We start from the raw sequence: 7,007 nt of genomic DNA, 5'->3' as shown, positions 1-7,007 counted from the left end.
ACCACAGGGCGTCCACGCCCAGTTCGGCGAGGTAGGGCAGCTTGGCCCGGACGCCGGCGAGGTCGCCGGTGCCATCACCGTCACCGTCCGCGAAGCTGCGTACGTACACCTGGTAGATGACGGCCGAGCGCCACCAGGAGGCATCGGTCGGCGATGTGTCTGCCACGTGAGGTTCCTTTCACCCCGGGGGTCAGCCCTTGAGGCTGCCGGCGGTCAGGCCGCTCATGATGTTGCGCTGGAAGATCAGGAAGATGATCAGGGTCGGCAGCGAGGCGATGGTCAGGGCGGCCAGGAGCCAGTTCTCGGAGACGCTGGCGGCCAGGGAGTAGATGCCGACGTTGACCGTCTGCTTGCCGGGGTCGGGCAGGGTGAGCATGGGCCAGAGGAAGTCCTTCCAGACCGCGACCACCGCGAAGATCGACACGACGCCCAGAACCGGCCGGGACAGCGGCAGGACCACGGAGCGCAGGGTGCGCAGCGAGGAGGCGCCGTCGATGGACGCGGCGTCCAGAAGCTCACGCGGGATGGAGTCGAAGAACCGCTTGAGCAGGAAGATGTTGAAGGCGTTGGTGACCGAGGGCAGCCAGATCGCCCAGGGCGAGTTGATGAGGTTGCGCTCCACGACCGGCACGTCCAGGACGGTCAGGTACTGCGGTACGACCAGGACCGTGGCCGGGATCATCAGGGTGAGCAGCATCGCGCCGAGGATCGCCTTGCCGAACACGGGCCGCAGCTTGGACAGCGAGTAGGCGGCGGCGACATCGAAGACCAGCTGGAAGGCGAGCGCCCCGGACGCGTAGTAGAGGGTGTTGAACAGCAGCCGCGCCAGGTCCATCACGCCCCACGCGTCGGCATAGTTCTGCGGGTGCACCGCGTCGGGGGTCAGGGTGGGCGGTGTCCGCGCGAATTCCTGCGGGGATTTCAGGCCGCTTACGACCATCCAGTACAGCGGGCCGATGAACACCAGGGTGAAGACGATCGTCACCACGGCGAAGGCGGTCCAGTACAGGAATCTGCCGCGCGGGCGGGCCAGCTGGGCCGGGGAGATCAGTGTGCGCGTAGCCATGTCCGTCGTCTCCCCCGGTCAGTCTTCGCTGCCGGCGCGGCTCAGTCGCGCGTACGCCGCCGAGAAACCGGCGAGCAGCACGAGCAGGACCAGGCCGAGCGCCGCCGCGCTGCCGTAGTTGTTGAAGGTGAACGCGTACTGGTAGATGAGGTGGACCACGGTCAGGGTCGCTCCCTCGGGCCCCGCGCCGCCGGTGAGCAGGAACGGCTCCACGAACACCTGCATGGTGGCGATGATCTGCAGGAGCAGCATCAGCGAGAGAATGAGCCGGGTCTGCGGGATGGTGACGTGCCAGATCCTGCGCAGGATGCCCGCACCGTCCAGCTCGGCCGCCTCGTACAGCTCGCCGGGAATCGACTGCAACGCGGCCAGGTAGATCAGGGTCGCGCCGCCCATGTTCATCCACGTCGCGGCGATGACCACGGAGAGCATCGCGGTGTCGGAGTCCTGCAGCCAGGCCTGTCCCGGCAGGCCGACGGACTCCAGGATGCGGTTGAACAGGCCGTATCCGGGGTCGTAGAAGTACTTGAAGAGCAGCACCGAGGCCACCGGCGGCAGCATCACCGGCAGATAGACCAGCAGCCTCAAGTACCCCCGCCCGTGCCGGAACTCATTGAGCACGAGAGCGACGGCGAACGGCACGGCGAAGCCGAGGAGCAGCGCGAGGCCGGTGAACAGCAGGGTGTTGCGCCACGCCTGCCAGAAGGCCGGGTCGTTGAAGATGTAGGTGAGGTTGGACCAGCCGGCCCAGACCGTCTCGCCGTTCTCGGTCTTCTGGAAGGCCAGGACGAACTCCCTGACCATCGGATACCAGGAGAAGACCGAGAAGCACAGGATCGCGCCGACCAGGAAGGCGTGGGCGGTGAGATTGCGCTTGAACGCCGCCATGAACGCGGCGCGTTCGGAGCGCCCGGCCCGGCCGCCGCCCGTCTGCGGGGACGACGTCCGGGCCTTGCGCTGCGCATTCCTTGAGTTCCCTGAGTTCCCTGAGTTCTCCGAGTTCTCCGAGTTCTCCGGGAGGGCGGGCGCAGACATCACTGGTTGGCCAAGACCTGATTGACCTGCTGCTCGGCGGTCTTCAGGAGCTTGTCCGCGTCGGCGTCCTCGTTGGTGAGGACGCCCGACATCAGGGTGTCCAGGACCTTGTAGACCTCCTGTGCCTTGGGCGGCTCGGCCTTGCCCGTCACCGGCTTGTCGGTGAAGGCACCGAAGTTCTCGACGGGCATGGTCGAACTGGCCTTGCGGGCCTTGTCGTCCTCGGTCTTGCTGGCGCCGGTCCAGAAGTTGGGCTGCGGCAGGCCCACGGGCAGGCCGTCGGCCTTGGTGCGGGCCCAGTCGAACTGGCCCTTGCCGACGGTGAGGAACTTGAAGTTGATCCAGGCGATCGCGGCCTTGATCTGGTCGGGCGAACTGCCCTTCTTGATCATGTAGTCGTTGCCGCCGAAGAGGGTGGCCTGCCGGCCGGGGATCGGGCCCATGCCGAAGTCGCCGTACTTCGCGCCGAGGTTCTGCACCATGTACGTGATGTCGTCGGGCGCGGCCAGGAACATGCCCAGTTTGTCGGCGGCCATCTGCTTTTGCAGGTCGCCCCACTTCAGGAGCTGGGTCTTGCCCATGCTGTCGTCGTCCCAGCGCATGGCCTTGAGGTTGTCGACGATTTGCTTGCCGGTGTCGTTGTTGAAGGCGGCCTTGGTGCCGTCCTTGCTCACGATGTCGCCGCCGAGGCCATAGGTGGTGGCGGTGAAGTGCCAGCCGCCGTTGTTGCCCGCGCTGTACTCGCCGAAGCCCGCGACGCCGTCGCCCAGGGCGGCGATCTTCTTGGCGGCCGTGCGGACCCCGGCCCAGGTGGCCGGGGGCGAGTTGGGGTCGAGTCCGGCCTTCTCGAAGAGCTTGCGGTTGATCAGCAGGCCCATCGTGTAGTTGCTGAAGGGCAGGCCGTAGGTCTTGCCGTCCTTCTTCAGGACGTTGAGGACGTTCGGGTCCATGTCGGCGAGGGCAGGGACCGACTTGTCGTTGACGTACGCGCTGATGTCCTGGGCACCGTCGTTGTCCAGGACCTGCTGCAAGTCGGTGAAGTAGGTGTAGAAGACGTCCGGTTGGGACTTCGCCTTCAGCATCGCCGTGAAGCGCGGCGGCTCCAGACAGGGATCGGTCTGCTTCCCCTTGATCGTGACGTTCGGGTACTTCTTGTTGAACGCCGCGATGTCCTCCTTCCACTGCTTGAGCTCGCCCTTCTCGGCGGGCGGCGGCATGCAGTCGATGGTGAGCGTCACCTTGGTCTTCGGATCCAGCGGGGCGGCGGCGTTGGCCGCGCTGCCGCCGCTGTCCCCGTCGGAATCGCCGTCGTCGCTGCTGCTGGTGCCGCAGGCGGCGAGGGCGGTCAGGGCAAGGACGGAGACGACGGCGACCGTGGCCTTACGGCGGCGGATGTGTGGGAGGTGCGGCCTTGCGGAGCTGTTCATAGGTGGACCCCTTTGGACAGCGCCGCCCGCGCGTGGGGGCCGGGACGGCATGGCAGGAGCAGGAAGCCCACAGCTGCGCATACTGTGTGGCGGCGCTCACTTAAGCACTGACCGCAGAATCACGCCATATCCCGCGCGATGATTGCAATAAATCGACAGAAGGTAGGCAAGGCAACTATTGGGCAAGGAAACTGTCTGGCCTACCCCTGCGGCGGCTGTCCCGTCGAACCGCGCACCACCAGCTCCGGCTCGAAGAGCAGCTCCTCCGTGGGCACCGCGCTGCCCCCGATCTTCAGGGTGAGGATCTCGACCGCGGCGCGCCCCATGGCCTCGATCGGCTGGCGCACCGTGGTCAGCGGGGGTTCGGTGCAGGTCATGAACGCCGAGTCGTCGTAGCCCACCACCGAGACGTCGTACGGGACACCGAGACCCCGGCGGCGCGCGGCGCGCACCGCGCCCAGAGCGAGGGGGTCGCTCGCGCAGACGATGCCGGTGACCCCGGCGTCCAGGAGCCGTGCCGCCGCGGCCTGACCGCCCTCGATCGAGAACATCCCCCGCGAGACGTGCTCATCGGGCAGCACGCCACCGGCCTGCTCGACGAGCGCCCGGGCCGCGGCGAGCTTGCGCTGCGAGGGCATGTGGTCGGCGGGCCCGAGCACCAGCCCGATCCGGCGGTGACCGAGGGAGGAGAGATGACCCCAGGCCTGCTCGACCGCGACCGCGTCGTCGCAGGACACCGCGGGGAATCCGAGCCGCTCGATGGCCGCGTTGACCAGGACCACCGGGATCTTGCGCGCCGCGAGCCGCTTGTAGTGCTCGTGCGGGGCGTCCGCCTGCGCGTAAAGCCCACCGGCGAACACGACCCCGGACACCTGCTGTTGCAGCAGCAACTCGACGTAATCCTGCTCGGAGACGCCCCCCTTGGTCTGGGTGCACAGCACCGGGGTCAGCCCCTGCTGGGCGAGCGCACTGCCGATCACTTCCGCGAAAGCCGGGAAGATCGGGTTCTGCAGCTCGGGCAGCACGAGCCCCACGAGCCGGGCCCGTTCACCCCGCAGTTGGGTGGGTCGTTCGTACCCCAGGACGTCCAGGGCCGACAGCACGGACTGCCGGGTGGTGTCGGAGACCCCGGGCTTGTTGTTGAGCACCCGGCTGACCGTGGCCTCGCTGACCCCGACCTTCCGCGCCACCTGAGCAAGTCGTCGCGTCATGAGCGCAAGAATAGCGCAACCTTTGCGTTTGTTTGCGTGCCTGCCAAATCCCTCCGAGATCCGCCGGCATCAACGGCAGACTGCCCCTATGGACGCAGGACTTGCCGCAGTACTCGGTGCCACGGTCGGCTCTCTGGCCACGCTGGGCGCAGCCGTCGTGAGCGGCCGGTCCCAGGCGCGCGCACAGTACGACCAATGGCGCCGACAGCACCGCCGCGACGCCTATGCGGCCTACCTCGCCGCGCTCCATGACCGCGACATCGCCATGGATGCCGTGCTCGACGGGCTGCGCGCCCGGCACCCCGATCTGCCGGACGTCGACGAGAAGGTACGGCACTTCGTCACCCTGGCCCGTGAGGTCCACCGGGCAGCCGAAGTCGTCGCCCTCGAAGGGCCGGACGCGGTCACGGCGGCCGCCGACCGGATTGCCCGCGCCTCCCGTGATCTCTCGCACGTCATGCGGCAGATGGTCGAGGAAGCCCGCACCGGAGACACCGCCCGCCGATCCGATCGCGGCGAACTCGCCGCCGCGCGCGAGCGGGACCTCTACGAGACGGTCAAGGAGTTCCGTCGCGTGGCCGGAGCCGTCATCGGCAGCGCGCGCTGAGCGCCGCCGGGGTCCGAATGGGTGAGGGCGGATCGTTTCGGCGGCGGAATCCGGACGGATCGGGTAACTCTGCTGGTCAGGACGGGAATGCCGGATGCGTTCACGTGCCCTTCCCAGCAGAGGAAAGCGATTCATGCGTCTTCGTCACACACTGGCCGCCGCGGCCGGTGCCGCCGTACTGATCCTGACCGTTCCCGGCTCCGCGTACGCGGCCGAGGGCGACTTCCTCTACACCTACGTCAACGCCGCCTCGGGTGAGGAAGGGCGCGTCACCCCGCACGACCCGGCCGGCGGGGAGTGCATCACGCTCCCCGAGGCGGCCGAGGAGTACAGCCAGCCGCCCGCCCACTCCCCCAGGAACCGCACCGGCTCCTATGCGATCGCCTTCACGAACGCCGACTGCACCGGCGACCGGTTCACGATGCGCCCCAGGACCGGCGGCGCCGGCGAGCGCTTGAAGCTCCGGTCGGTCCTGTTCTCCTGATCCACCGGCAACACCGCCTGATCTACGGCAACACCACCGCCCGTCCGGCCCCCCGGCCGGGCGGGCACCATTCAGCAGGGCGCCCTCCAGCAGGCAGGGCCCGGCCCCCGTTCAGGCTTTGCGGGCCAGCAGGTGAATCGCCTTGAACTGCCGCCGGTCCGCAGGCTGGGGCTCGCGAACCATCCGGGCCACCTCGGCGAGCCCGGCCTCGCGCAGCAGCGCGGCCAGCCGGTCGGGCCACCACCGGTAGGCCGGTGCGACCGCGTGATCGAAGACCTGCGTCGGACGAGCGGCGTCCTCGCTCGCCGAGAAGCCGATCAGCAGGTGGCCGCCGGGCGCAAGCACACGGTTGAACTCCGCCAGGATGAGCGGGAGTTCCTCCGGCGGCGTGTGGATGATCGACCAGCGCGAGAGAACGCCGCCCAGCGCGCCGTCCGCGATGTCCAGCGCGGTCATCGAGCCCACGTCGAACCGCAGCTTCGGAGCGGCCTGCCGAGCCAGTTCGATCATCGAGGGAGAGGCGTCGACGCCGAACACCGAAAGACCCAACTGGTCGAGATGAGCGGTGACATGGCCGGGCCCGCAGCCCAGGTCCGCGACCTGCCCTCCCCCACCCGCAAGGACGACCTCGGCGAAGGCGCCCAGGAAGGCGCGGTCCAGAGGGGTGTCGCGAAGGGAGTCGCGGAACAGCTGCTCATAGGTGACGGCTGCGGCGTCGTAGGCCTCGCGGGTGGCGGTGAAGGCATCGTGTTCGACCATGCCCGCGAGGGTAGCTTCCGGCGGGCAACCTACGGCACGCGGGCGACCGCGACGTAGAAGCCGCTCAACTCGCCCTCGGGGGCGGGGGTGTCCTTGTACCAGTGTGTCGCCGTCACCAGGCCGGGATCGACCAGTTCCAGCCCCTCGAAGAAGCGCTCGACCTCCTCGCGGCGGCGCATCCGCAGCGGCACCCGGCCCTTCTTGTAGGTGTCGGTGACGGAATCGGCGAGCTCGGGGTGTTCGTCGGTGGTGCCGTGGGAGAGCACCAGGTAGCTGCCCGACGGAAGCTGGTCCACCAGTGTGCGCGTGAGGCCGTAGGGGTCCTCGTCGTCGGTGATGAAGTGCATCAGGGCGATGAGGGAGAGCGCGATGGGCCGGTCGAAGTCCAGGAGTTCGCGGGCGTGGTCGAGGATCGCCG

9 protein-coding genes are annotated in these 7,007 nt (G+C 68.4%); 2 read left to right on the top strand and 7 right to left on the bottom strand.

What is annotated here, in order from left to right; genetic code table 11:
* From ACQKIP_RS35005 to ACQKIP_RS34985, 5 genes are all read right to left on the bottom strand, one after another.
* Window positions 1-166, bottom strand: a 166-nt coding sequence (locus tag ACQKIP_RS35005; RefSeq protein ID WP_427745060.1) for an alpha-amylase family glycosyl hydrolase, incomplete at its 3' end; no start/stop codon positions are given.
* Window positions 167-190: 24 nt separating this feature from the next.
* The gene (locus tag ACQKIP_RS35000) at window positions 191-1,066 is read right to left on the bottom strand and encodes a carbohydrate ABC transporter permease (RefSeq protein ID WP_365864493.1); all 876 of its coding nucleotides are present in this window, start codon (window positions 1,064-1,066) and stop codon (window positions 191-193) included.
* A gap of 18 nt (window positions 1,067-1,084) precedes the next feature.
* On the bottom strand, window positions 1,085-1,954 hold the full coding sequence (locus tag ACQKIP_RS34995; protein ID WP_365864495.1) for a carbohydrate ABC transporter permease: 870 nt from the start codon (window positions 1,952-1,954) through the stop codon (window positions 1,085-1,087).
* 146 nt (window positions 1,955-2,100) lie between these two features.
* Window positions 2,101-3,528: an ABC transporter substrate-binding protein gene (locus ACQKIP_RS34990; protein WP_365864496.1), complete on the bottom strand. Its 1,428-nt coding sequence runs from the start codon at window positions 3,526-3,528 to the stop codon at window positions 2,101-2,103.
* Between the two features lie 200 nt (window positions 3,529-3,728).
* Window positions 3,729-4,739 (bottom strand): LacI family DNA-binding transcriptional regulator, encoded by a 1,011-nt coding sequence (locus ACQKIP_RS34985; RefSeq protein ID WP_365864497.1) that lies wholly within the window; start codon window positions 4,737-4,739, stop codon window positions 3,729-3,731.
* Window positions 4,740-4,827: 88 nt separating this feature from the next.
* On the opposite strand from ACQKIP_RS34985, the gene ACQKIP_RS34980 reads away from it, so the two are divergent.
* Together ACQKIP_RS34980 and ACQKIP_RS34975 are read left to right on the top strand one after the other, a co-directional pair.
* Window positions 4,828-5,346: a proline dehydrogenase gene (locus tag ACQKIP_RS34980; RefSeq protein ID WP_365864499.1), complete on the top strand. Its 519-nt coding sequence runs from the start codon at window positions 4,828-4,830 to the stop codon at window positions 5,344-5,346.
* 133 nt (window positions 5,347-5,479) lie between these two features.
* The gene (locus tag ACQKIP_RS34975; protein WP_427745059.1) at window positions 5,480-5,830 is read left to right on the top strand and encodes a hypothetical protein; all 351 of its coding nucleotides are present in this window, start codon (window positions 5,480-5,482) and stop codon (window positions 5,828-5,830) included.
* A 111-nt stretch (window positions 5,831-5,941) separates the two neighbouring features.
* On the opposite strand, the gene ACQKIP_RS34970 is transcribed toward ACQKIP_RS34975, so the two are convergent.
* Both ACQKIP_RS34970 and ACQKIP_RS34965 read right to left on the bottom strand, forming a co-directional pair.
* Window positions 5,942-6,589 (bottom strand): class I SAM-dependent methyltransferase, encoded by a 648-nt coding sequence (locus ACQKIP_RS34970; RefSeq protein WP_365864502.1) that lies wholly within the window; start codon window positions 6,587-6,589, stop codon window positions 5,942-5,944.
* Window positions 6,590-6,618: 29 nt separating this feature from the next.
* Window positions 6,619-7,007: SAM-dependent methyltransferase (locus ACQKIP_RS34965; RefSeq protein ID WP_427745058.1), on the bottom strand; the 389-nt coding region annotated here is incomplete at its 5' end.

The sequence above is a fragment of the Streptomyces sp. NPDC059900 genome, assembly GCF_050270335.1.
GTDB lineage: Bacteria > Actinomycetota > Actinomycetes > Streptomycetales > Streptomycetaceae > Streptomyces.
Note: the sequence above shows the minus strand (reverse complement) of the source record. Positions and strands in the feature narration are given on the sequence as shown.

Coding starts and splice junctions, on each gene's coding strand:
- ACQKIP_RS35000 (WP_365864493.1), bottom strand. CDS start 1,066: ATGGCTACGCGCACACTGATCTCCCCGGCCCAGCTGGCCCGCCCGCGC.
- ACQKIP_RS34995 (WP_365864495.1), bottom strand. CDS start 1,954: ATGGCGGCGTTCAAGCGCAATCTCACCGCCCACGCCTTCCTGGTCGGC.
- ACQKIP_RS34990 (WP_365864496.1), bottom strand. CDS start 3,528: ATGAACAGCTCCGCAAGGCCGCACCTCCCACACATCCGCCGCCGTAAG.
- ACQKIP_RS34985 (WP_365864497.1), bottom strand. CDS start 4,739: ATGACGCGACGACTTGCTCAGGTGGCGCGGAAGGTCGGGGTCAGCGAG.
- ACQKIP_RS34980 (WP_365864499.1), top strand. CDS start 4,828: ATGGACGCAGGACTTGCCGCAGTACTCGGTGCCACGGTCGGCTCTCTG.
- ACQKIP_RS34975 (WP_427745059.1), top strand. CDS start 5,480: ATGCGTCTTCGTCACACACTGGCCGCCGCGGCCGGTGCCGCCGTACTG.
- ACQKIP_RS34970 (WP_365864502.1), bottom strand. CDS start 6,589: ATGGTCGAACACGATGCCTTCACCGCCACCCGCGAGGCCTACGACGCC.